Annotated in this window: 20 protein-coding genes; 8 read left to right on the top strand and 12 right to left on the bottom strand. The window is 40.7% G+C overall.

Annotation, left to right across the window (positions count from 1 at the left end; genetic code table 11):
* Window positions 1-494: 494 nt before the first annotated feature.
* Window positions 495-1118 (bottom strand): c-type cytochrome, encoded by a 624-nt coding sequence (locus tag AAEY97_RS09375; RefSeq protein WP_350998334.1) that lies wholly within the window; start codon window positions 1116-1118, stop codon window positions 495-497.
* 264 nt (window positions 1119-1382) lie between these two features.
* On the opposite strand from AAEY97_RS09375, the gene yihA reads away from it, so the two are divergent.
* Window positions 1383-2057 carry a ribosome biogenesis GTP-binding protein YihA/YsxC gene (yihA, locus tag AAEY97_RS09370; RefSeq protein ID WP_101088614.1) on the top strand — a complete coding sequence of 225 codons (675 nt, stop codon included), beginning with the start codon at window positions 1383-1385 and terminating at the stop codon, window positions 2055-2057.
* A gap of 717 nt (window positions 2058-2774) precedes the next feature.
* Here the strand turns inward: yihA and polA are convergent.
* Entirely contained in the window at window positions 2775-5531 is a 2757-nt protein-coding gene (polA, locus tag AAEY97_RS09365) for a DNA polymerase I (protein WP_350998331.1), read from the bottom strand.
* Between the two features lie 530 nt (window positions 5532-6061).
* Between polA and elbB the strand changes: the two genes are divergently transcribed.
* Complete coding sequence (gene elbB / locus AAEY97_RS09360; protein ID WP_350998329.1) at window positions 6062-6715, top strand: isoprenoid biosynthesis glyoxalase ElbB; 654 nt, start codon at window positions 6062-6064, stop codon at window positions 6713-6715.
* Between the two features lie 82 nt (window positions 6716-6797).
* Here elbB and glpG read toward each other — a convergent pair whose 3' ends face one another.
* The 5 genes from glpG to AAEY97_RS09335 form a co-directional block, all read right to left on the bottom strand.
* A complete protein-coding gene (gene glpG, locus AAEY97_RS09355; RefSeq protein ID WP_350998327.1) occupies window positions 6798-7649 on the bottom strand; it encodes a rhomboid family intramembrane serine protease GlpG in 852 nt (283 codons plus the stop codon).
* A complete protein-coding gene (gene glpE, locus AAEY97_RS09350) occupies window positions 7646-7954 on the bottom strand; it encodes a thiosulfate sulfurtransferase GlpE (RefSeq protein ID WP_101088610.1) in 309 nt (102 codons plus the stop codon). The genes glpG and glpE overlap by 4 nt, the downstream gene beginning before the upstream one ends.
* Window positions 7955-8079: 125 nt before the next feature.
* Window positions 8080-9105 carry an L-threonine 3-dehydrogenase gene (gene tdh / locus AAEY97_RS09345; RefSeq protein WP_101088609.1) on the bottom strand — a complete coding sequence of 342 codons (1026 nt, stop codon included), beginning with the start codon at window positions 9103-9105 and terminating at the stop codon, window positions 8080-8082.
* A 103-nt stretch (window positions 9106-9208) separates the two neighbouring features.
* The gene (locus AAEY97_RS09340; protein ID WP_101088608.1) at window positions 9209-10402 is read right to left on the bottom strand and encodes a glycine C-acetyltransferase; all 1194 of its coding nucleotides are present in this window, start codon (window positions 10400-10402) and stop codon (window positions 9209-9211) included.
* 328 nt (window positions 10403-10730) lie between these two features.
* Window positions 10731-11393 carry a TetR/AcrR family transcriptional regulator gene (locus AAEY97_RS09335; RefSeq protein WP_059747035.1) on the bottom strand — a complete coding sequence of 221 codons (663 nt, stop codon included), beginning with the start codon at window positions 11391-11393 and terminating at the stop codon, window positions 10731-10733.
* A 117-nt stretch (window positions 11394-11510) separates the two neighbouring features.
* On the opposite strand from AAEY97_RS09335, the gene waaA reads away from it, so the two are divergent.
* Window positions 11511-12773 carry a lipid IV(A) 3-deoxy-D-manno-octulosonic acid transferase gene (gene waaA / locus AAEY97_RS09330; protein ID WP_350998324.1) on the top strand — a complete coding sequence of 421 codons (1263 nt, stop codon included), beginning with the start codon at window positions 11511-11513 and terminating at the stop codon, window positions 12771-12773.
* Window positions 12774-12863: 90 nt separating this feature from the next.
* Here the strand turns inward: waaA and AAEY97_RS09325 are convergent, their stop codons facing one another.
* Window positions 12864-13592 carry a 3-deoxy-D-manno-octulosonic acid kinase gene (locus tag AAEY97_RS09325; protein WP_182772062.1) on the bottom strand — a complete coding sequence of 243 codons (729 nt, stop codon included), beginning with the start codon at window positions 13590-13592 and terminating at the stop codon, window positions 12864-12866.
* Between the two features lie 110 nt (window positions 13593-13702).
* Between AAEY97_RS09325 and AAEY97_RS09320 the strand changes: the two genes are divergently transcribed.
* Window positions 13703-14734, top strand: coding sequence for a glycosyltransferase family 9 protein (locus AAEY97_RS09320; protein ID WP_350998322.1), 1032 nt, complete (start codon window positions 13703-13705; stop codon window positions 14732-14734).
* 42 nt (window positions 14735-14776) lie between these two features.
* On the opposite strand, the gene AAEY97_RS09315 is transcribed toward AAEY97_RS09320, so the two are convergent.
* Together AAEY97_RS09315 and AAEY97_RS09310 are read right to left on the bottom strand one after the other, a co-directional pair.
* A complete protein-coding gene (locus tag AAEY97_RS09315) occupies window positions 14777-15625 on the bottom strand; it encodes a glycosyltransferase (protein ID WP_192116210.1) in 849 nt (282 codons plus the stop codon).
* Between the two features lie 41 nt (window positions 15626-15666).
* Window positions 15667-16782, bottom strand: a complete 1116-nt coding sequence (locus AAEY97_RS09310) for a glycosyltransferase family 9 protein (protein ID WP_350998319.1) — start codon at window positions 16780-16782, stop codon at window positions 15667-15669.
* Window positions 16783-17000: 218 nt separating this feature from the next.
* Between AAEY97_RS09310 and AAEY97_RS09305 the strand changes: the two genes are divergently transcribed.
* Both AAEY97_RS09305 and AAEY97_RS09300 read left to right on the top strand, forming a co-directional pair.
* The gene (locus tag AAEY97_RS09305) at window positions 17001-18059 is read left to right on the top strand and encodes a CDP-glycerol glycerophosphotransferase family protein (RefSeq protein ID WP_162024161.1); all 1059 of its coding nucleotides are present in this window, start codon (window positions 17001-17003) and stop codon (window positions 18057-18059) included.
* 8 nt (window positions 18060-18067) lie between these two features.
* Window positions 18068-18460, top strand: a complete 393-nt coding sequence (locus tag AAEY97_RS09300) for an FAD synthase family protein (RefSeq protein WP_011639339.1) — start codon at window positions 18068-18070, stop codon at window positions 18458-18460.
* Window positions 18461-18559: 99 nt separating this feature from the next.
* On the opposite strand, the gene rfaD is transcribed toward AAEY97_RS09300, so the two are convergent.
* Both rfaD and AAEY97_RS09290 read right to left on the bottom strand, forming a co-directional pair.
* Window positions 18560-19513 carry an ADP-glyceromanno-heptose 6-epimerase gene (gene rfaD, locus AAEY97_RS09295; protein ID WP_350998315.1) on the bottom strand — a complete coding sequence of 318 codons (954 nt, stop codon included), beginning with the start codon at window positions 19511-19513 and terminating at the stop codon, window positions 18560-18562.
* 56 nt (window positions 19514-19569) lie between these two features.
* A complete protein-coding gene (locus AAEY97_RS09290; protein ID WP_182745106.1) occupies window positions 19570-20571 on the bottom strand; it encodes a glycosyltransferase family 9 protein in 1002 nt (333 codons plus the stop codon).
* Window positions 20572-21074: 503 nt separating this feature from the next.
* On the opposite strand from AAEY97_RS09290, the gene AAEY97_RS09285 reads away from it, so the two are divergent.
* Together AAEY97_RS09285 and coaD are read left to right on the top strand one after the other, a co-directional pair.
* On the top strand, window positions 21075-21827 hold the full coding sequence (locus tag AAEY97_RS09285; protein ID WP_350998312.1) for a glycosyltransferase family 25 protein: 753 nt from the start codon (window positions 21075-21077) through the stop codon (window positions 21825-21827).
* 106 nt (window positions 21828-21933) lie between these two features.
* A complete protein-coding gene (gene coaD / locus AAEY97_RS09280) occupies window positions 21934-22440 on the top strand; it encodes a pantetheine-phosphate adenylyltransferase (protein ID WP_011639335.1) in 507 nt (168 codons plus the stop codon).
* The last annotated feature ends 4 nt before the right edge of the window (window positions 22441-22444 follow it).

Raw genomic sequence — 22444 nt, 5'->3', positions numbered from 1 at the left:
AATGACATTAGTTAACCATCCTTGTTACTTTATACCTTCGAGCGATAAAGCTTCCAGCGGGTGCATCCTCAGCAATAAGCTTTGTTTGCCATTATTTGAATCCTTCAAATAATACTCTGGGTTATCAGTCACTCTGTTGTGTAAGGCAGTGCTAAATAGCGTGTCGACCAATCGGTCTATTCCTTACAAATTCTGCGACCAGTATTTCAAAATGAAATCTCGACTCATATTATTATTATTAGTGAGTGGTCTTAAATTATTATTATTATGAATTATCTTTATTCTTATATCTTAAATGTATCAGTCCGAAACCTGCTTGATGTTATTAGATTTATGTTACAAACAGTTGGGTTTACCTCGGTACGGGGTGTATTTAACGCTAAAAGTGTGAACACTGTCAAGTAATAATCGATGAAGCTTACGTCAACGTCAACTTGGTGGCGTAAAAAAAGGGCTAGAAAGCCCATTTTTTTATTAGTAAATATTCAAGGGTATTAGTGCTTAATACTTGAAATATATTTAGATAATGCTTCGATATCAGCATCAGATAATTTTTTAGCTACATCTTGCATCATGCCATTTAAATCGTTGTGACGAACTCCATCACGAAATTGTGTTAGCTGAATTTTGATATAGTTAGCATGCTGACCACCCACGACAGGGAAGCCTGCAGCAGCTGCGCCTTTGCCTTCAGGACCATGACAGGCAACACATGCTGTAATACCACGAGCGGCGTCACCGCCTTTATACAGTTTTTCACCTGCTGCGGGTACGTCGGCAACATCGGCGACAACTTGTACTTGGCTTGCAAAGAATGCTGAAACATCAGCGATGTCTTCATCACTGAGCCCCATTGCAAAACCGATCATAATTGGGTTCATGCGACCTTCAGCACCACCGGTTTTAGCAGCAAGACGAAATTCGGTTAATTGTTTTTCAAGATAGGCAGGGTGTTGTCCTGCTAATTTAGGATACATATCAATCATGCTATTGCCGTCAGCACCGTGACAGGCAGAACATACGATTGCTTTAGTTTTGCCTGCTTCAGCATTACCTTCAGCCATAACTGATGATGACATAGCGGCGACTACAGACAGCGCAAGAGCTAACTTTTTCATGGCGTTCCAACTTCTAGTTAATTTATTGTCCTGAGCTTACTAGGAAGACCCGCAAGCGTGGTAAAATGTTTTTTCCAAGCGCTCTGATGTAGTTTACGATGCTCGTGAAGAGCTAGATCATTTATGACTACATCACACATATCAGCGTTGCTTGGGTATATAATGTGATCAGGCTAATATTTTACACGAAAATGTGCAAAAGTAAGCAATTGTTAAAAATTTATGGTAATGCGTTTACTAGAAGTAATTTAATTGGAGTTAAGAGTGACAGAATCTCGTATCGATTTCCGTAGGGCTAAGTTTTTAATCAGTGCGCCGGATATTGCGCATTTAGATCAGTATCTTCCTGGGGATATCGGGGTGGAGATTGCGTTCGCTGGGCGCTCTAATGCCGGTAAGTCCAGTGCGCTAAATGCGCTTACTGAACAAAAAAGTTTAGCTCGAACCAGTAAAACGCCAGGTCGAACCCAATTGATCAACGTGTTTCAGCTAGATGATGATCGTCGTTTAGTCGATTTACCTGGCTATGGTTTTGCGCAAGTTCCTTTAGCATTAAAACATAAATGGCAAGAGGCGCTTGGCGAATATCTACAAAAGCGTGCTTGTTTAAGTGGCGTGGTGGTATTGATGGATATCCGTCATCCATTGAAAGATCTCGATATGCAAATGATTGAGTGGGCAGTATTAAGCAACATTCCTGTATTAGCATTGCTAACAAAATCGGATAAATTGACTCAAAGCGTCAAAATGAAAACCGTTAATGATGTGCGTGCAGCCTTAAAAGATTTTGGTGATAAAGTGCAAGTTGAGACACTATCGTCGCTAAAAGGCACCGGTAAGCCCAAAGTGTTGAGCATCTTAAATGATTGGTGTCATCCAGAATGGTTAGCTGAGCAGAAGGCAGAGCAAGCGTCGGAGTCGGAGTTGGCACCAGAGTAGCGGTCGAGTGATATAAAAGATTAGCAAAATTAAGAACCGGCAAATATGTCGGTTTTTTTTCGTCTGAGTTTTCTACGTTGTAACAATGGCGATTTTTAAGCAAAAAAAAACCGATAACCAAACGGCCATCGGTACAAATAAATTAGCTCTTTTGGGGAGAAGCTAAATTCAACAAGACTCAAGTGCCATCAACTCAATTTGATGACTCTCAATAAACCTATAATAACTGTTTTTTAACCAACATTAAAGTATTTACTCTAAATATTTTTAATGATGAAAAAAAATCAAAAAAAAGCCCCAGCAACCTAAGTTGCTGGGGCGCCGAATTTGGCTAGTCACTATCGCTAGTGAAATAAAGGTTTGAAAGATTGAACATCTTAACCTCTGTACCCTACAACGAATATAATAGCTTATTCGCCTTAAAATGAAAAACTGTTTTTCATAAAAAGATATAATAACTGTGACTGCAAACTCAAAATAGTCTTTATTTGCCGCTTAGAACGATGAACTAGTCGGTTATATATCATTAAATTGGTCATTGAGGCATAGGTTGAGTAATAGAGGATGCATAGGTGGTGAGGATATTTATTGCGCTAAGCGTTCATTTCAGTTTAGCCATAGTTACAATGTCCAAATAAAAATACCGCATTCTAATGAATACGGTATTTTTGTTTTAGCTACAGACGTTTATTTTGCAAACATAACCTAAGCCAATGACTAATGGGCTTCATTCCAGTTGTCGCCAATGCCAGCCTCAGCTAATAATGTCACGTCTAATGACGCTGCTTGCGCCATTAAATCGCACACTTTGGTTTTGAGGGTTTCAGCCTGGGCCTCATCCACTTCAAATACTAATTCATCGTGTACTTGCATTATCAGGGTGATTTCACCTTGAGTGTCTTGGTTAATCCACTGGTGAATGGCTATCATGGCTTTTTTGATGATGTCTGCTGCAGTTCCTTGCATCGGAGCGTTAATCGCTGCACGTTCAGCTGCCTGACGACGCATTGCATTACGGTCGTTGATTTCAGGCAAGTATAAACGACGTCCGAATAATGTAGATACATAACCTAGCTCAGCGGCGATGGCTCGGGTTTCTTCCATGTATTTGAGTACACCTGGATAGCGAGCAAAATACGTGTCGATATACTTTTGTGCTTCATTGCGTGGAATATCGAGCTGTTTGGCTAAACCAAACGCAGACATTCCATAAATTAAGCCAAAGTTAACCGCTTTAGCGCGGCGACGTTGCTCGGTGGTAACTTCTTCAAAGTGCACTCCAAAGACTTCCGCTGCGGTAGCTTTATGAATGTCTTTGCCTTCTGCGAATGCGGTTAGCAAGCCTGCATCTTGAGATAAATGAGCCATGATCCGCAGTTCTATTTGTGAATAATCGGCAGCTAAAATTTTACGACCGGCAGGGGCAATAAAGGCTTGGCGAATACGACGGCCTTCTTCAGTACGGATTGGAATATTCTGTAAGTTTGGCTCACTTGATGACAAACGACCGGTTGCAGCATTAGCTTGGTGGTAACTAGTATGCACTCTGCCAGTAGCGGCATTAACCATAAGTGGCAGTTTGTCGGTATAGGTGCTCTTTAATTTGGCTAGGCTACGATGTTCAAGAATAACTTTAGGTAAAGGGTAGTCAAGTGCCAGCTCCACTAATACATCTTCTGCTGTTGATGGCGCACCTTTAGGGGTTTTCTTCTTTATTGGATAACCTAGTTTTTCAAAAAATAGCGTTTGTAGTTGCTTTGGTGAAGCGAGGTTAAATTTTTCTTCGGCAATTTCGTAGGCTTTATTTTCCAAATCATCAAGCTTTTTGGCTAACTCACCACTTTGTTGACTAAGTAGCATTGAATCAATCAATACACCTTGGCGCTCTACATCAGACAATACTTGTATTAATGGTAATTCTAGCTCATTAAATACACTGGCCAGTTCTGGTTCTTTTTCAAGCCTTGGCCATAGATGTTGATGTAAACGCAGAGTGATATCGGCATCTTCAGCGGCGTATGGCCCAGCAATATCCAAATGAACTTGATTAAACGTCAGTTGCTTTGCGCCTTTGCCAGCGACTTCTTCAAAACTAATATTTTTATGGCCAAGGTATTTTAACGCTAAACCGTCCATGTCGTGACGCGATGCGATTGAATTAAACACATAGGATTCGAGCATGGTGTCAAAGCGTATACCTTTGAGGGTAATGCCTGCGTTGGCTAAAATACTCATATCATACTTGAGATTTTGACCTACTTTTTGCGGTTTATCGCCTTCAAGGATCGGACGCAACTTTTCAAGCGCGCTGGCTTTATCAATTTGCTGCGGCGCATCAAGGTAATCATGTGCTAACGGTAAATAGGCTGCTTTACCTGCTTCGGTAGCAAATGATAAACCGACAAGTTCCGCTTCCATGTAGTTGAGACTGGTGGTTTCGGTATCAATCGCTATCAGTTCGGCGCTGTTAAGCTTTTCAATCCATTTATCAAGCGCTTCCATGGTCAGAATCGTTTCATACTCAGCTTCAATGGTTGGCGATACGGTTATTTCTTCTTCGCTTTCTTGACTGATGGTACCGCGGGGTTGCTTATTATCGAGTACTTCCGCTAACCAACGTTTGAACTCCATTTCACCGAAGGATTTAATGAGTTCATCACGGTCTTGAGGCTTGACCGTCATTTGATGCCAGTCTTGTGCTAACTCGACATCGGTTTTAATGGTCGCCAGTTCATATGACAGTTTTAACATGTCGGCATTTTCGATGATTTTAGCCGGCATGGTTTTTGAGCCTCTAAAGCCAACTTCAACGACGCTTTGTGGATCGGCTAAAATATTTTCTACACTTCCTACACCAAGCAACATCGCCAGCGCGGTTTTCTCACCGACACCAGGTAAACCTGGAATGTTATCGGACTTGTCGCCCATGAGTGCTAAGAAGTCGATTATTCTATCGGGACTGACACCATATTTCGTTTTGACCTCTTCAGGGCCCATAATGGTATCTGTCATGGTATTGATTAACGTGACATGCTCATTCACTAGCTGTGCCATGTCTTTATCGCCGGTACTGATTAATGTCGCCCGGCCTTCTTTACTCGCTTGAAGGGCGATGGTACCGATTACATCGTCGGCTTCCACACCAGAAATGCTGATCAAAGGTAAACCCATTGCGTGAATGATTCTATGTAATGGTTCTATTTGATTACGCAGATCATCGGGCATAGGTGGGCGCTGGGCTTTGTATTCACTGTACATATCGTTGCGGAAAGTTTTGCCTTTAGCATCGAAAACAACAGCGATATGACTAGGACTGTAACGGCTTAATAAACTACGAAGCATGTTAACAACACCGTAAACCGCGCCTGTTGCTTCACCTTTTGAATTGGTTAAATGAGGCGGCGCATAATAAGCGCGATAAAGATAAGATGAGCCATCAACTAAGATGAGCGGGTTATTGGGAATTGTTGGCATAATTAATATTCGTGTTCAGTATTTTGCGAGACTAATAGGATGACATTATACCCATAGCACCTCAAGATGCTTGTGAGATTGTCAGTTATTTACCCAAGATAGTGTCAATAATCGTAACGTTTGACTCGTTGTGTATCCAGTGAGGTTTTTTGGGCAATTTTATAGAGAAAAGCCAACAATCAGCCACGCCAAAAGACTCTCAGCCTGTGGATAAGTCTGTGAGTGAATTAATCAACGTTGCTGGATAGATTTTCTTACGGCTTGAAATGAAATCAGTAACTAGTTGAGTTATATGTTCTTTTTTATTTTTTGTGAGCTAAATATTATTTCTAATAAATATTACTAATTTGTGGACTTTTTTATTGATGTCAGTTAAGTCACAATCGAATTCAGTGATGTTTTATGACTAAAAAAAAGGCATCTAGCAAATTCGACGTTCTAAGTTAGCACGATTTTTAATCAGATCAATCGTTTTGTTGGTTTTTTGTTGTAAATTTTACATTATCAATTAAAAGTTGAAGGAAGATGTCATGAAAAAGATTGCTGTTTTACTGAGTGGCTGTGGTGTATTTGATGGAACTGAAATTCACGAGGCTGTATTAACCCTATTGGCGATTACGCGAGCGGGTGCTCAATATCAATGCTTTGCTCCAGATATTACCCAAATGCATGTGGTGAATCATTTAACCGGTGAGGTCAACACCGACGAAACCCGTAATGTATTAGTTGAGTCTGCACGGATCGCTCGTGGGGAAGTGCTTAATGCCAGTACATTAGAGGTAAGTCAATTTGATGGTTTGGTGATCCCTGGTGGTTTTGGTGCGGCTAAAAACTTATCCAATTTTGCAACCACAGGCAGTAATTGCCATATTCAGCCAATTGTAGAAAACTTTATTCGTGAGTTTGCGTTAGCGCATAAACCTGTCGGTTTTGTGTGTATTTCACCGGTGATGATCCCTCATATTTACGGCGCAGGCGCTATAGGCACAATTGGAACCGATTCTGAGACGGCTCATGCATTTACTGAAATGGGCGGTAAGCATAAAAATGTGCAAGTTGAAGATATTGTCGTTGATGAAGTCAATAAAATCGTCAGTACACCTGCGTATATGCTAGCAACGTCAATTTTAGAGGCACATATTGGCATTGAGAAGTTGGTTGATAAAGTACTCGAAATGGCTTAGCGATTTGGGCTGAGATGCATTGTGAATATGAGCGGATTAATGATAAAAAGAGTGCTACCTAAAGTGGCATTTTTATTTATAGTTAGCTGGTTTTAGTGGTAGGTGAGGTTCTACTATCAAATAATGCTTGGGCTAACCCAACACAAAGCCCTGCAATGTGGGCGCCATTCGCAATTGGCATGCCTAACACATCAGTAAAGCCGAGAACCAACCAAACGAGCATAAATCCCATATAAGATTGCGGCAAACTAATACCGCAGCTAGGTTTACGAATACCCATTAGCCAAGTGTAACCTACCACAGCGTATACGACGCCAGACAAGCCACCAAAATTAGGCCCTGTCATGTAAAACTGCACAATATTAGGCAAAGTGCCCGCGACAACTAATAAAAACAGTAACGGTCTAGTCCCCAAATTGGTTTCAATTTTACCGCCTAAGTACCACCACCACAGCAAATTAAAGATAATATGCATAGCAGAAAAGTGCATTAAACTTGGGGTGAATACGCGCCACACTTGGTTTACATCACTGTCTGCAACGGCGCTAAAAAAAGATAACTTAGTGAAGATGGCATCGGCAAAACCAAGGTTCATGCCCGCGAAAATGGCAACACAAGCAAAAAAGCACACTAATGTCAGTGGGCCTGCGCCTGTCATAAACTGTTGAATTAAGCCTTTAGTTCCTGGGCCATAGTCAAATTTGGTATCTGTTGCACCGTTGTCCCAAGAGGCTTGCAAGTATTTACTATCGTATGGATTTTTAGCAAACTCAATTAACTCGGCGCGAGCTTGGTTTTCGTCGGCGGGGTTAGTGATTATTAGGCCAACACCCTGAGAATGAGTCACTGCATGGCATTGAATATTTAACCCTTTGAGGTGGTCAATAAATGCTTGTGCTGCACGCGCATTAGGTAGTTGGCCGATTTCTATCATGCGTGAGCCAAGCTCCAGGCACTATAACCACCATCTAAACTGTAGATGTCGTCAAAACCTTGTTCGTTTAAATAACTGGCTGCGCTTTGGCTGCTCATTCCATGGTAGCAGACAACAACTACAGGCTTGTCCATATCAGCACCACCAATGAAGTCAGCTAGGTTTTCGTTGCTTAAATGGGTCGCACCTTCAATATGGCCAGCAGCAAAACTCGCTGCGTCGCGAATATCAACAACTTGTATGTCGTTAGATTCAGTCGACATATGGATAAGCTCATTAATAGACAAATGTTTAAAACCAGACATGATATTACCTATAAAAATGTACAAATAGCGATGTGCTTAGCGCCAGTTTGCAACAAGGGGTTGTATAAATACAACCCCTTGTTGGTGTACTGACTCATTAAGCCACAATACTGAGACAGTAAAGCTTAATCCCAGTTCAATATAACTTTACCTGACTGACCTGAACGCATTGCATCGAAGCCTTTCTGGAAATCATCAATACTAAAGTGATGAGTAATGATGGGTGACAAGTCTAAGCCAGATTGGATTAAGCTTGCCATTTTGTACCAAGTTTCGAACATTTCACGGCCATAAATACCTTTGATGATCAACCCTTTAAAAATGATTTTGCTCCAATCAATGGCCATTTCGCCACCAGGAATACCTAACATGGCAATTTTACCACCGTGGTTCATGGTGTCTAACATCGCGTGGAATGCCGATGGTACGCCTGACATTTCTAAACCGACGTCGAAGCCTTCTGTCATGCCAAGTTCTTTCATAACATCTTTAAGGTTTTCTGTTGCGACGTTAACCGCGCGAGTCGCACCCATTTTTCGGGCAAGATCAAGTCGGTATTCATTTACATCAGTAATCACAACATGACGAGCGCCGACGTGTTTACAAACCGCAGCAGCCATAATACCAATAGGACCCGCACCGGTAATCAACACATCTTCGCCGACTAAATCAAACGATAATGCAGTATGTACAGCATTACCAAATGGATCGAATATAGCCGCTAAATCATCTGGAATATCCGCAGGGATTTTGAATGCGTTAAACGCTGGTAACACTAAATATTCGGCAAACGCACCGTCACGATTCACACCAACGCCTGAAGTGTTACGGCATAAGTGGGTACGACCAGCACGACAGTTACGACAATAACCACAAGTGATGTGACCTTCTCCAGATACACGATCGCCAATACTAAACCCACGTACTTCCTGGCCAACATCGACCACTTCGCCGACATATTCATGGCCGGCAATCATCGGAACTGGAATGGTTTTTTGTGACCATTCATCCCAGTTGTAGATATGCACGTCAGTACCACAAATCGCTGTTTTACGAATTTTAATTAGCAGGTCGTTGTGACCCATTTCTGGTTTTGGTGCATCGACCATCCAGATGCCTTCTTCAGGCTTTAACTTACTTAATGCTTTCATGTTGATGACCTATTTTTAGTCTGAGCTATCGTTAACCACTGTTACGCGATGCTGTTATTAATCTATGCTTCTATTAACCTATGCTTTTATTAGTCAAGTTAGCTTAGATAATGCCCATATCTTTACCAATACGGGTAAAGGCACCGATAGCATGATCAAGTTGCTCGCGAGTGTGCGCAGCAGACATTTGGGTACGAATACGCGCTTGGCCTTTTGGTACCACTGGGAATGAAAAGCCAACTACGTAAATATGCTCTTGTAATAAACGGTTAGCAAAGTCGCCGGCCAATTTAGCATCGCCAATCATGACTGGAATAATGGCATGGTCTGCACCACCTAAGGTGAACCCAACCGCAGACATTTGCTCACGGAAATAACGACTGTTTTCCCATACTGCTTCACGCAAGTCTTGACCTGTTTTTAGCATTTCAAGCACCCGGATAGACGCACTAACAATAGAAGGCGCTAATGAGTTTGAAAATAGGTAAGGGCGAGAGCGTTGACGTAACCACTCAACGACTTCTTTTTTCGCTGCAGTAAAACCACCCGATGCGCCGCCTAATGCTTTACCTAAGGTACCGGTAATAATGTCGACACGATCCATGACATTACAGTATTCATGGGTTCCACGACCATTTTGACCGATAAAGCCTACTGCATGAGAGTCATCGACCATCACCAATGCGCCGTACTTATCTGCGAGATCACACACACCTTGAAGGTTAGCGATTACGCCGTCCATTGAGAACACACCGTCAGTGGCGATCAAAATGTTGCGTGCACCAGCAGCTTGAGCTGCAATGAGCTGAGTTTCTAAGTCGGCCATGTCATTGTTGGCATAACGGAAACGTTTAGCTTTACATAAACGCACACCATCAATAATTGAAGCATGGTTTAGCGCGTCGGACACAATAGCGTCCTCGGCATCTAATAAGGTTTCAAAAAGACCCGCATTAGCGTCGAAGCAAGACGAGTACAAAATGGTGTCTTCCATACCTAAAAAAGCACTTAGGCTAGCTTCTAATTGCTTATGAATGTCTTGAGTACCACAAATGAATCGTACCGATGCCATACCAAAACCGTGACTGTCTAAACCGGCTTTTGCGGCTTTGATAAGTTCAGGATGATTGGCTAAACCTAAATAGTTATTGGCGCAGAAGTTAATCACTTCTTCACTGTTAACTTGAATAGCTGTTTGCTGAGCGGAAGCAATGACGCGCTCACTTTTGTATAAACCATCGGCTTTTACATCGACAATTTGCTGATTAATTCGGTCGTAAAAAGAGGTAGATGCCACCTGTGTTCTCCTAAATATGGTTATTATGCTTATCCAAATCACGCAGTAAAACACCGCGATAAATGACAGGGTGTTTTGGAGTTATTGGCATTCTAACCTTTATTTTTGCCGCTCTACAGCGTTTTTTTTAGTCGTCAGACCAACATGAGTTAGATTAGGGGTATCGACTTATTCACATTAAAAAAACTAATCATTAACATGGTTGGTGACTGGATATGAAAGGCGGGTGATAACCCTAAGTTAATCCGCTAATAACTGATTCAATTGTAGTTGGTTATTGGCGGATTGGAAATTCTGTAATCGATGCGAGGTAAACGAAATACTTAGCTTATGTTTGCGCGACGCTATGGCGTTCTTGGCTGGCTATGTCTAAGTAGTGTTGCTCTAAACGACAAAATGTTGCGCTTGAAGTGGGAGTAGAGTAAGCCTGAAAAATCATCAAGACTCTTAATAGTCCATCGTATAGCGTGGCTTTAGTGATGGTTGATGTACTCGATTGAGTTAATTGATAGCTAATCCAGAAACTGACCATCATTTTAATGGTGTCGGCAAGCGCGGTTACTTTATTATCATCGACGTCTAGGAAACCGTCTTTTTTGAGTTTGCGCAGTACATCACTTGAGCGAGTCAGTACTTGTTGTTGAGCATGTAAGTAGCGTTTCTTTAGCGCATCATCACGGCTTAAAATATCGGCTAAGTTGGCATACATAAACCTAAACTGCCATAAGGTATAGAACATGGCATCAAAATAACCCATTAATAATTCAATCGTAATAGGCACATCATCATAAGGCTTAAAGCCTGACTCTAAATGACTTTCATATAGACTGAAAATTGAATTAATAATGTCTTCCTTATTGCGAAAGTGGTAGTACAAATTGCCCGGACTAATGCCTAAATGCGCTGCAATATGGTTGGTGGTAATACTACGCTCACCGTGTTCATTGAATAGTTCTAAGCTGGCAAAAATGATTTTATCGCGGGTTTTCATGTGATTTCCATATTCATTATTGGCTTATTGTCGCTCAAATAATTCGTTAAGCCGACTTAATATGAGTATGTTAACATTGTGCTTATCTGACAAGCAAAAATCGATGACCCATCTTACATGAACCGTATTGTTTATTCTTTGTTCCTATATTTGTTGTTTCCGCTGGTGATTCTTTATTTAGCATTTCGTGCCATAAAAAGTGTCGACTATCGTAGCCGTTGGTCTGAACGTTTCGGTTTTGCTAAGTTAACCAAAACGGATGTGTTGATCCACAGTGTGTCGATGGGAGAAACGTTAGCGGCGATTCCGTTGATTAAGCAGCTGATGACTGCGCACCCAGATTATGCTTTTACCGTTACTACAACCAGCCCAACAGGGTCTTCTGAAGTGACTAAAGCATTTGGCGATACGGTACAGCATTGCTATTTACCGTTTGATTTTTCATATGCTATAAAACGTTTTTTACGCCAACTGCAACCCAAAGTGTGCATTATCATGGAGACTGAGCTGTGGCCAAACTTGGTCCACTTTGCAGAGCAGCAACAAGTGATTCTGATTTTAGCCAATGCACGCTTGTCGCAAAAGTCCGCTAATAAATACGCTAAAAAGCGCCGTTTGGCTGTGCCGATGTTAAACAAACTCAACTTGATTACCGTACAAACTAAAGCTGAAGCAGAACGATTTATTACCCTAGGAGTGGCAACTCAGCGCATACATGTGTGCGGCAGTTTAAAGTTTGATCTCACTATTGATCCCATCAAAAAACAACAAGCTAATACGCTTCGTGCCCAATGGGATCGGGTTAATTCACCTATTTGGGTTGCAGGGAGTGTTCACCCCGGTGAGTTTGAGGCCATTTTAAGCGCCCATAAACAGCTTCTAGCTTGTTTCCCTAATGCATTATTGATTATGGCGCCCCGACATCCTGAGCAATTTAATTTAGCCGCTATTACCATTACCCAATCTGGATTGGTGTTAGCTAGACGCAGTATGAATGATGAGGTTAACAGCCAGACTCAAGTATTACTTGGTGACACTATGGGGGAGTTAGTCATGCTATATGGTACAGCGGATCAGGCATTTGTTGGCGGGACATTGATTAATAACGGTGGTCATAATCCGCTTGAACCTGCGGCCATGGGCCTACCTGTGTATGTCGGTCCCAATCATTGGGATTTTGTTGAAATAACCCAGTTACTTGCCGATGCTGGCGCATTGACCTGTATTAGCTCAGCGGATGAATTGGCGCAAGAATTACAAAATAAGTTTACCGATAGCCATATGTATCAATCCGCGTCCTTTGCAGGCTTGGCGGTCGTTGAGCAAAATCGGGGCGCACTTTTAAAGCAATTCACACTCATTAATGAGCTTGTCGTTTAACATTTTGCTGCCAGCCATCTGAACAAAAACGTATAAAAATAGACGCAAGTTAGCGTCTATTTTTATCACTACTCCATACCAGAGTTAGCTTTAGATTGGGTTGATGCTTTGGTAACCGGCAAGTAATTGCTGCCAATGCTGCTGGCTAAATTGCAGCGTAGTCAGTTTACCGTGCTCTTTGTTAAAAGAACGTAGCAAGCGGTCTAGATTGGCTTGTTGCCATGTAGGCTGTGGTGTACGTAATTCGCCTCGATCAAAATCAATCAAATAGAATTTTCCGTGTGCTAGTAAGATGTTTTTGGCATTTAAATCGGCGTGATATACCCCACGCTGATGAAATTTGGCAATGGTTTCGCCTAGTAAATACCATTGAGATTCTGTCATTGAGTTATGGCTTAAGTAAGCCACTAAATCGTTTGCACCAACAACATGTTCAATAATAATATCGGCTCGATACCATAAACCAAAACGTTCAACATTCGCCGCAATAGGGCGTGGTACCGCAAATCCTTCTTGATACAAAACTTCAAGGATCGCTAACTCTGCCACAGCACGGGTTCGTTTTAGGCCGGTATAGAAGTAGGCGTCACGGCTGAATTTTTCCATCATCCCACCGCGCCAATAATGGCGTAACACCCATGTTTGCGGGCTGTCCGAGTTATCGGTTTTGACGAACCATGTGGTGTAACGGCCTTTGGACTGACCCACCACTGCATTTTTTTCTCGCCAACCATCAACCGCGAAGTCTTGCGATGCTAAGTGCTGGGCTGTGGTTTCACACCATGCGATATGGCCAAGTTGGGTATTTTTTATTTGCATCTAATTATCAATAGCATTGGTTAGATTGTGGATCGAAATAACATTATACCTTAAGATCACTAACTTGCCTTCACCGCCTTAATTCTTCACTCAAGCATATTGGATAATCAATGAAAGCTGACTTTAGTGCGATACGTTCATTATGTTTACTGCGTTTGTCTGCCATTGGTGATGTTTGCCACGCAGTAGCAATGGTGCAGGCTATTCAAAAACAGTATCCAGACCTGAGTATTACGTGGATTATTGGTAAGGTTGAATATCAATTACTTAAGCATTTGCCTGGGATCCAGTTTGTTATTTTCGACAAGTCCAAGGGCTGGCGTAGCTATGTTCAGTTACGTCGTGATTTACAAGGTCAACGTTTTGATGTGCTGCTGCATATGCAAGTTGCACTTCGTGCGACCATAGCCTCATTAGTGATCAAGGCGCGGGTTCGGGTCGGGTTTGATAAGGCTAGAGCCAAAGAAGGTCAGTGGTTGGTGACCAATCACGCCGTTGAGCCCTTGGCCACACCGCATGTGTTAGACGGTTTTATGGGCTTTGCTAAAGCCATTGGTGTAGAAGACTTAACGCCACGCTGGAATATCCCTGTACCACAAGCCGACACCGACTTTGCCAAACAACTGGTGGGCGATGATAAAGTCATGGTGATTTGCGCAGCAGCCAGTAAGGCCGAACGCAACTGGCTGCCAGAGCGTTACGCTGCCGTTGCTGATTATGCTATTATGCAGGGATTTAGAGTAATGTTGTGCGGCGGCCCAACAGCGTTAGAAAAAAACCTAGCGGATGTGATTCAATCGCATAGCCAACAGCCATTGGACAACCAAGTAGGCAAGACATCTTTGACTCAGCTGCTTGCAGTGTTAAAACAAGCCAAGTTAGTGCTGGCACCTGATACTGGACCCTTGCATATGGCTGTCACTCAAGGTACGCCAGTGATTGGTCTATATGCTCACTCAAACCCAGGACGAACAGGACCTTACCTTTATCGTCAATACACCGTAAGTGTTTACCCACAAGTGATAGCCAAGCAATTTGATGCTCCTGTTAAGTGGGGCACGCGTGCTAAAGGTGAGCATTTAATGGTGATGATAGAAGTTGATCAGGTAAAGGCTCAGTTTGATCAATTCATTAAGCAGTAAAAAGCTCGCCTTGAAGCGAGCTGTCATTATCTGAATTAGGATTTAATATTTATACTTGCCACGGAATAAACCAAATATCGCACTCAAAAGTGCTACAGGTAACTTTGTTTTTCGATGTTGTTTGAGTATGTACCAATTCCAAGCTTGTTTTTTATACTCAAGAATTTGTTCATTTGTTAATGTATCGTTGAACATATCGCAGAAATCGATGATGTATTTCAATTCTCTCATCGGGATATCTTGGCGGTAACCTCTACCTGAATAATGAATGAAATCTGCTTTTTGATAATCATCATGTCCTAAAAGCTGCATACGATTAAAGTTAGCTTCCACACCTATGCTTTTTATATTATCTCTCCTGATGAGATAGTTAATATAGGTTTGGTCGTAAAATTTAACGTTGTTACAAATGGCCTGCATTTCTTCAATATTGGCTTTATCAAATAGTCCGGTTTCTTTAGATAGCAAAAACATCCCAGAGTTGTAATAAACTATTTTATTGTCTTCTTTTGGCCAGTCGACCTCGCCTAAGATATTATTAATTTGCACCGCTTGCTCACCGCGATCGCGATGAGCCCCTTCATTGAACATATAAACCGTATCAAGGTCAGAATAGAGTTCAAATATATCTCGCGCCCATGGCGTCACGATAATATCTGCATCTAGATACAGTACTCGATCATATTCTTTGAGTATCTCTGAAATATATAGCTTTTCAGACCATGCCGGGCTGGCATCAAATTTAGGGTTACTGACATGAATTTTATAATGCAGTTGATCTGAAACGATGACATCAGCCCCAATTCTTTTACCATAAGCTTTAAAGCTGGCAATGGCAGCGCGATACATTGGGTTATCGCCAATAGCGAGTGTAAAAATAGCCTTCTTCATCCGTTCACCTTGCGTATATTTATGTATTGGGTGTTAAGTCTTTAACCGAGAGAGTTCATTTTTTTATATTGTTGGAATACTCGGTCAACGCTGATGTCTTCAATGTGGCCTCTACCTTCTGTTGCATACATGACATGCGATACCTCACTTTCTGGTGGTGCCCAATAAGGCTTTTTCTCACGCATCATTGCTAATAAAGGGCGTTGAGCTGCAAAAGCAAAGTGCAATATTGCCGTATCGACTGTTACCACAAAATCAGAATGTGCAATGAGTGATGGTAGTTCAAAAAAATGTTCGTTAACGGTGAAAACAGCCGTTTGCGTATTTGTTCGAGCCGTAAATTTTTCAGTTTCAATACTAACAGAGTCAAAGTTTTCTTGAGTGACATTAATAATGAAACGTTGACTAGAATCAATTGCCGATATTTTTTCAATGAGGGAGAATAATTGTGATAATTTCCAATCTTTTTTCTCATTGGTTGATAAGTGATTTAAAAATATGAGTTTCCCTTGTTTTTCTGGGTCACTAAATTTGGAGTTTAACCACGACTGAGTAATGGGTTCAATTGCGTTCGGGGTCTTTAACGTCGGCATTAATTGCTCGGAAGTTAAGGTAAGTCCCAAAACTTCACTAAATATCATATTGTATCTGTCAGTAATGTGGTGCGACTTAGGTAAGTTACTCTCATCTAAAATAAAAGTATGGTCTGAATGGCGAAAAAATATCTTGTTTAACCATCCAAATGAAGCACTTTTAGGGATGCTCGACACGATAAACGCTTTGTCGTTTATGCTGCGAGCGATTTGTGAATATTGTCGACTTTTACTGACAGAATGACAAAAAATAATGTCATACTTACGCAGTTTGGCTTGCTCCACATGGCTTTGCATTGCTAATTTTGAATCAGTGCAGCCGTAAGTGAGCTTAAAGGCACCCTCTGTATCCATCCATTGTTGCAAAATTTTGCTTCTAGATAAGCGCCAGCTATCACTATTACAACGAATATCATCTAACCATATGTCGATTTCAATATGAGCATATTGCTTTTTTAAAGCGATAAGAAAGGTTTTTAAGTAAAGAAAGTCACCTAACGCAACTGGTGAAATAAACAGTAAGCGTTGACATGTTTGCAATTGCTTTATAGACACTATTGGCATATGAATAGACAGCTTTGTTGATAGTTATACTTGAAATAATACCTTGAAAAGAGGGCTTTTTGAATCAATACCTTGAGAAAAGCGAATAGATGTATTGATTTCATTTGATATCAGATTGGTCGGTTGAGAGGATTAGATGTAAATTGAGGCGTGTTATCATTTATACTAGTGCTCTTTGCAAATTCTGATGCGGAATTATTAATAGGAATTGACTTGCGATGATTTGTTTTGATGTTTTACATCCCTATTATTTACCACAATACTTTCCTGTCGCTGCAGAGCTACAGAAGCGTTCGGTTCCTGTGACATATGTTATCTACAAGAGTGTTGATCAGCAGTCGGTATTGGAAGCGCTTGTAAGTAAGCATCAGCTAAATGTTGTCTGGGTTAATGATGAATCAGAAGCGCTTGAATTTTATTTGTTGAACAAGCCTCAATGGGTTGTGTTCGGTAATGCATTTGCTTCAGCGTCACGATTAAAAGGGATCAGTCAGACTGCTTTGATGCAGCATGGTGTCGGGCCAAAGTCGGTATATTATACTGTTTCAAAAGGCGATATTGAAGTTCGCTTTGTGGAAGGCCAATATCGTTTAAAGCGATTACAGGAGATGTTTCCTGAAAAAGTGTTCATTGATACAGGTTATGCCAAGCTAGATCCAATTATCCAAGGAGATGAACAGGGTTTAGACTTAGCCTCTTTAGGATTAGATACTAATAAAAAAACCTTGTTATATGCGCCGACATTTTATCCAAGCAGCATTGAAGAAATGGCTAAAAATTGGCCATCTCAATTTTCTGAATATAATATATTGCTCAAACCACATTATTTTTCATTGAGTAAATCAAATTATAAAAAACAAAAAGCGCTGCTAACTCACTGGGCTAGTTTCGACAATGTCTATTTAGCGCCTGCTGAAGAAGCAAATTTATTACCTTTTATGGTCTCTGCTGATGTATTAATTAGCGATGCTTCATCTGCCTTATTTGAATTTGCCGCATTAAATAAACCTGTTGTATGGTGTGATTTTTATCACTTACGTTGGTCTTATCGTGGGATTTTTAAATTCAGGTTTAAGAATCGTGTCGATCAAGATTTATACCGCTACGCAGACATTGCTGCGCACGCCAGAACATATAAAGAATTGAAGCAAGTTGTTGATCAACAGATAGCACATCCAGAGTTGTTTGCGCCTCAGCGGACGCAATATACGGCAGAGCTAGTGGGTGTTGTTGATGGCCTTTGTAGCCAACGAATTACTGACTATTTATTAGAATAAGGATTTAGATGAACATTATTACATTCGGTACTTTTGACATGTTTCATATTGGTCATTTAAATATTTTAGAAAGAGCGAAAGAGTTAGGCGGTAAGTTGGTTGTTGGGGTGTCATCTGATGCTCTTAATTTTAGTAAAAAACAACGAAACCCTATTTGCGATGAAATCGATCGAATGAGAATTGTCGCGGCTCTATCCTGTGTAGATCAAGTTTTTCTTGAAGAGTCATTAGAGCTTAAAGCCGAGTACATTCAAAAGTATCAAGCTGATTACTTAGTGATGGGGGATGATTGGGAGGGACGTTTTGATCATCTATCTCATCTATGTAAAGTGGTGTATTTACCAAGAACCCCTGCGATTTCAACAACAATGTTAATTGAGATCGTTAAAGAAATTAGATAGTGAGTTAATCATTTCTATGAAACAGAAACATGCTATGGATAAAAACGCCATAGCATGTTGCTGTTAAGCTAGTTTTCGCTTCATAAGAGCTATAAACCGTTATTGACCAATAAAATGTTGGGTTTTAAGCCAATCTAAATATTCAGGTACGGCTTGCTCAACTGTTTTAAACTCAACTTGGTAACCAGCAGCTCTTAATTGAGTTAAATCAGCTTGGGTATAACTCTGATAAGCGCCTTTCAATTTGTCTGGGAAAGGAATGTATTCAATATGCCCTTTACCATGATAAGCAATGACAGCATTGGCTACATCATTAAAGCTCTGCGCTTGGCCTGTTCCGCAGTTATATATGCCTGATACGGATGGGTTCTGCCATAGCCATAAATTGACGTTAACCACATCTTCGACAAACACAAAGTCACGAAGTTGCTGACCATTTTCATAACCATCAACACCTTCAAACAAACGACACACGCCATTGGCGTTAATTTGGTTGTTAAAGTGGAATGCTACACTGGCCATGCCGCCTTTGTGTTGTTCACGCGGACCATAGACGTTGAAATAACGTAATCCTGCCACTTGGCCAGTGAGTTTTTGCTGTCTTACATATTGATCAAATAAGAACTTAGAGTAAGCGTAGACATTGAGCGGTTTTTCGAGTTCGCGTTGCTCAATAAACTTTTCGCTGCCACCATAGACAGATGCAGAAGAAGCATAAATAAATTGGCAGTTATTAGCTTGGCTGTAATGCAATAATGTTTTTGAATACTCGTAGTTATTGGCCATCATAAACTTGCCATCCCACTCGGTGGTCGATGAGCAAGCGCCTTGATGGAAAATGACTTCAAGTTTGTTATCAAAATCGCCCGCTTTGATTTGCTTGATGAAATCATCTTTATCAAGATAATCAGCAATTTCACAATCGGCTAAATTGAACATCTGGGTGCCGTCAGTTAAGTCGTCTACCGCAATAATGTCATTTCGGCCCATGGCATTAAGTTGTTTTACTAAATTACTACCAATAAACCCGGCTGCGCCTGTCACAACTATCATATTCGTATTTCCATTATTGTTGCTCGCGATGAGCTAATTTAACACACTGCGACAATCTAAGATTGTTTGTTCAAAAAGTCGGCTATTTCATTCGATACCTGATCAAAATTGATTAATGCCATATTACGACCCGTTCTTTTTCCTACGGGAGGCGTATAAGCAAATCGTTTGCTTGGTTCAGATAATGTTCCCCATCTAATATGAGGTGTTGAGCGTCTTCCTGCGTAAAATCCAACAGTAGGCACATTATGTAAGCCCGCGATATGCAGAGGCCCTGTTGAGCCGGCAATAAACATGTCTGCTGCTACCAATGATTCGGAAAAATCAATCAAACGGTCTAACGGCTTAGCCAGCGATATTTTAATTGAGGTATTGGCCAGTAACGTTTGAATTTCTTTTGCTAGCTCCAGTTCACTTCCGTTAAATGTTAAAATAAAATGGCATGCTGATTGAGTTTGTTGATCAACATTTATCATTAACTGAACTAGCTTTTCTACAGGTACGCAACCAGAAGAGCCACCGGTACCTGGATGAATAAAAATTAGCTTTTCGTTGGTTAACTTTTGGTAGTGTTGTTGCCAATATTCTTTGCGATCACTCATATCCCAAAATCTATCAGGTAGTTTAGGAATGGCATAACCGTGGTGAGTTAAGAAGTGCTCTACAAGCATACACGCACCTCGCCAGCAGCCTTCACTGTTTAAGTATTCATTGCTTGCTCGATGTTTATATAAATATTGATACCAATTATGTTTAGGTACTAATTTATATGGAATATTGCTTTTGCTAAGAATTTTATAAATTCGAAATTCTGACAACAGAATGATTACAGCATCGTAATGTTGCTTAGCAATTTGCTCAGCAATGTCTGTATCATCTTTTGAGTCGATAATAGTGTTGTCTACATATGGACAGGCTTCAGCAAAGGACTTAACCACAGGAGCGACAAATACATCAATAGTCGCTTCGGGCATTGCTTTTCTGAGTAAATAAAGTGCTGGCCATGTCAGTACAAAATCGCCAATTTTATCGTGTTTGATGACTAAGATTTTTTTCATATGACTGTCTGAAAGATAAAATATTAACTTAATTCCATCAGATGATGGGGCTTATTGTATTGTGACTTTTAACGATTTTCTCAACGACCATGATGATTGGCGCAAGAGCTGTCACAGAGTATATCAACTCAAGACCGTTTGTTCATCGTTTGCATGCGGAATTGTATCAAGGGTTAACAAATATCGGTTGCTATTGTTAACTAATCTAGCCATTGTGATGAATTTTTTGACAACAAGCTAAAGCCAGAATATTAATGATATACTCCCAAACCTCTCACTGTAAAAATGGTGAAATGCATGTGAGTGCAAGGACGCAAAACAACCACGGTTTTCTTAAGGGTTGTTTTCAATTTATTCAATGGATTAAATCAAATGTCACTAGTAAAAGTAACCTAACGGTAGCATCAACCATTTTATTCAGCAGATGTCGCCATTACTGAATATTCTAGGGTTAAATATCAGTAGTTGAACATGATTAAATTGGGTGTTTGGGTTAGTAATATATGAAATGTAAAGTTTTTCTCATTAATTTAGATAACAGTACTGAACGATTTACGTTCATGGATGAGCAGCTAAAACAATTAGGTATCGAATACCAACGTATTTCCGCCGTATACGGTAAGGATTTGCACGATATCGATATTGCGAAAGTGTATGATCCGCAAACAAACCTTCAAAAATACGACAAAGAGCTTAATTTGGGTGAAATTGGCTGCTACCTAAGCCATGTCCAATGTTGGCAAATGATTATTGAACAACAGTTAGATTACGCTTTAATTCTTGAGGATGACTCTATCCTAGATCCTGCGTTAATGACGGTGATACAACACATTAATAATCTTTCTGCTGATTGGGATTACATTAAATTGTGTCACGGGCGTAAGCCCAAAGGTATTGTAAAATCGATTGTGCTTGATGAGCGCTTTAGTTTATCCACATGTTTAAAGTTACCAGCTTCAACCCGCGGCCAATGCGTGTCATTTGCTGGAGCACAAAAATTATTAGCAACGGCATACCCTATTGCCCGTCCTGTTGATATTGATATTCAATTTTGGTTCGAAAAACAATTACGTTGCTTTGTTGTAAGACCTTTTCCTGTGATTGGAACCGATTTAGACAGTGATATTAATCGACAAGGTAGACGTACTCATGTTGAACGTCATCATTTATTGCGTATTTGGCAAAAAGTGAAGTTCGAGCTGAAATTGTTGAAACATAAACAACATCTGCCATCACTTCCCAAAATACAAAAATAGTCATGTCGCCATGTGATATTAACCCATACCTAAACCAAATGGTGATTCATTCTGGTGATAAAAGTCGCTAAACTAGCGGCTACAAATGATGTAAAGGCGAAATATTATGCACAGAAGAGCAATTTATCCAGGTACTTTTGACCCTGTAACTAACGGTCATGCCGATTTAATCGAACGTGCAGCCCGCTTATTCAAGCATGTGATTATTGGTATAGCGTCAAATCCTTCTAAGCAGCCTCGTTTCTCTCTCGAAGAACGTGTCGCTCAAGTTAACTTAGTGACAGCACATTTAAAAAATGTCGAAGTTGTCGGCTTTACTGGGTTGTTGGTTGATTTCGCTAAAGAGCAACATGCGAGTGTGTTGATCCGTGGGCTTCGTGCGGTATCTGATTTCGAATACGAGTTTCAGTTGGCAAATATGAATCGTCGTTTAAGCCCTGATCTTGAAAGTGTGTTTTTAACCCCTGCGGAAGAAAACTCATTTATTTCTTCTACGTTAGTAAAAGAAGTGGCATTACATGGGGGTGATGTGAGTCAATTTGTTCATCCACAGATCGCAGCTGCATTAAAGCTGAAAGTAGCACAAATTCAATTAGATAAAGAAGGTAAGTAATTTC

Source organism: Shewanella sp. TB7-MNA-CIBAN-0143 (assembly GCF_040310065.1).
Classification (GTDB): Bacteria; Pseudomonadota; Gammaproteobacteria; order Enterobacterales; family Shewanellaceae; genus Shewanella.
Note: the sequence above shows the minus strand (reverse complement) of the source record. Positions and strands in the feature narration are given on the sequence as shown.

Excerpts from the sequence above, each read along its gene's own strand:
- coaD (WP_011639335.1), top strand. The coding sequence starts at position 21,934 with ATGCACAGAAGAGCAATTTATCCAGGTACTTTTGACCCTGTAACTAAC.
- elbB (WP_350998329.1), top strand. The coding sequence starts at position 6,062 with ATGAAAAAGATTGCTGTTTTACTGAGTGGCTGTGGTGTATTTGATGGA.
- AAEY97_RS09285 (WP_350998312.1), top strand. The coding sequence starts at position 21,075 with ATGAAATGTAAAGTTTTTCTCATTAATTTAGATAACAGTACTGAACGA.
- AAEY97_RS09305 (WP_162024161.1), top strand. The coding sequence starts at position 17,001 with ATGATTTGTTTTGATGTTTTACATCCCTATTATTTACCACAATACTTT.
- waaA (WP_350998324.1), top strand. The coding sequence starts at position 11,511 with ATGAACCGTATTGTTTATTCTTTGTTCCTATATTTGTTGTTTCCGCTG.
- AAEY97_RS09375 (WP_350998334.1), bottom strand. The coding sequence starts at position 1,118 with ATGAAAAAGTTAGCTCTTGCGCTGTCTGTAGTCGCCGCTATGTCATCA.
- tdh (WP_101088609.1), bottom strand. The coding sequence starts at position 9,105 with ATGAAAGCATTAAGTAAGTTAAAGCCTGAAGAAGGCATCTGGATGGTC.
- AAEY97_RS09325 (WP_182772062.1), bottom strand. The coding sequence starts at position 13,592 with ATGCAAATAAAAAATACCCAACTTGGCCATATCGCATGGTGTGAAACC.
- AAEY97_RS09310 (WP_350998319.1), bottom strand. The coding sequence starts at position 16,782 with ATGCCAATAGTGTCTATAAAGCAATTGCAAACATGTCAACGCTTACTG.
- AAEY97_RS09300 (WP_011639339.1), top strand. The coding sequence starts at position 18,068 with ATGAACATTATTACATTCGGTACTTTTGACATGTTTCATATTGGTCAT.
- glpE (WP_101088610.1), bottom strand. The coding sequence starts at position 7,954 with ATGTCTGGTTTTAAACATTTGTCTATTAATGAGCTTATCCATATGTCG.
- rfaD (WP_350998315.1), bottom strand. The coding sequence starts at position 19,513 with ATGATAGTTGTGACAGGCGCAGCCGGGTTTATTGGTAGTAATTTAGTA.
- glpG (WP_350998327.1), bottom strand. The coding sequence starts at position 7,649 with ATGATAGAAATCGGCCAACTACCTAATGCGCGTGCAGCACAAGCATTT.
- polA (WP_350998331.1), bottom strand. The coding sequence starts at position 5,531 with ATGCCAACAATTCCCAATAACCCGCTCATCTTAGTTGATGGCTCATCT.
- AAEY97_RS09315 (WP_192116210.1), bottom strand. The coding sequence starts at position 15,625 with ATGAAGAAGGCTATTTTTACACTCGCTATTGGCGATAACCCAATGTAT.
- AAEY97_RS09335 (WP_059747035.1), bottom strand. The coding sequence starts at position 11,393 with ATGAAAACCCGCGATAAAATCATTTTTGCCAGCTTAGAACTATTCAAT.
- AAEY97_RS09290 (WP_182745106.1), bottom strand. The coding sequence starts at position 20,571 with ATGAAAAAAATCTTAGTCATCAAACACGATAAAATTGGCGATTTTGTA.
- AAEY97_RS09320 (WP_350998322.1), top strand. The coding sequence starts at position 13,703 with ATGAAAGCTGACTTTAGTGCGATACGTTCATTATGTTTACTGCGTTTG.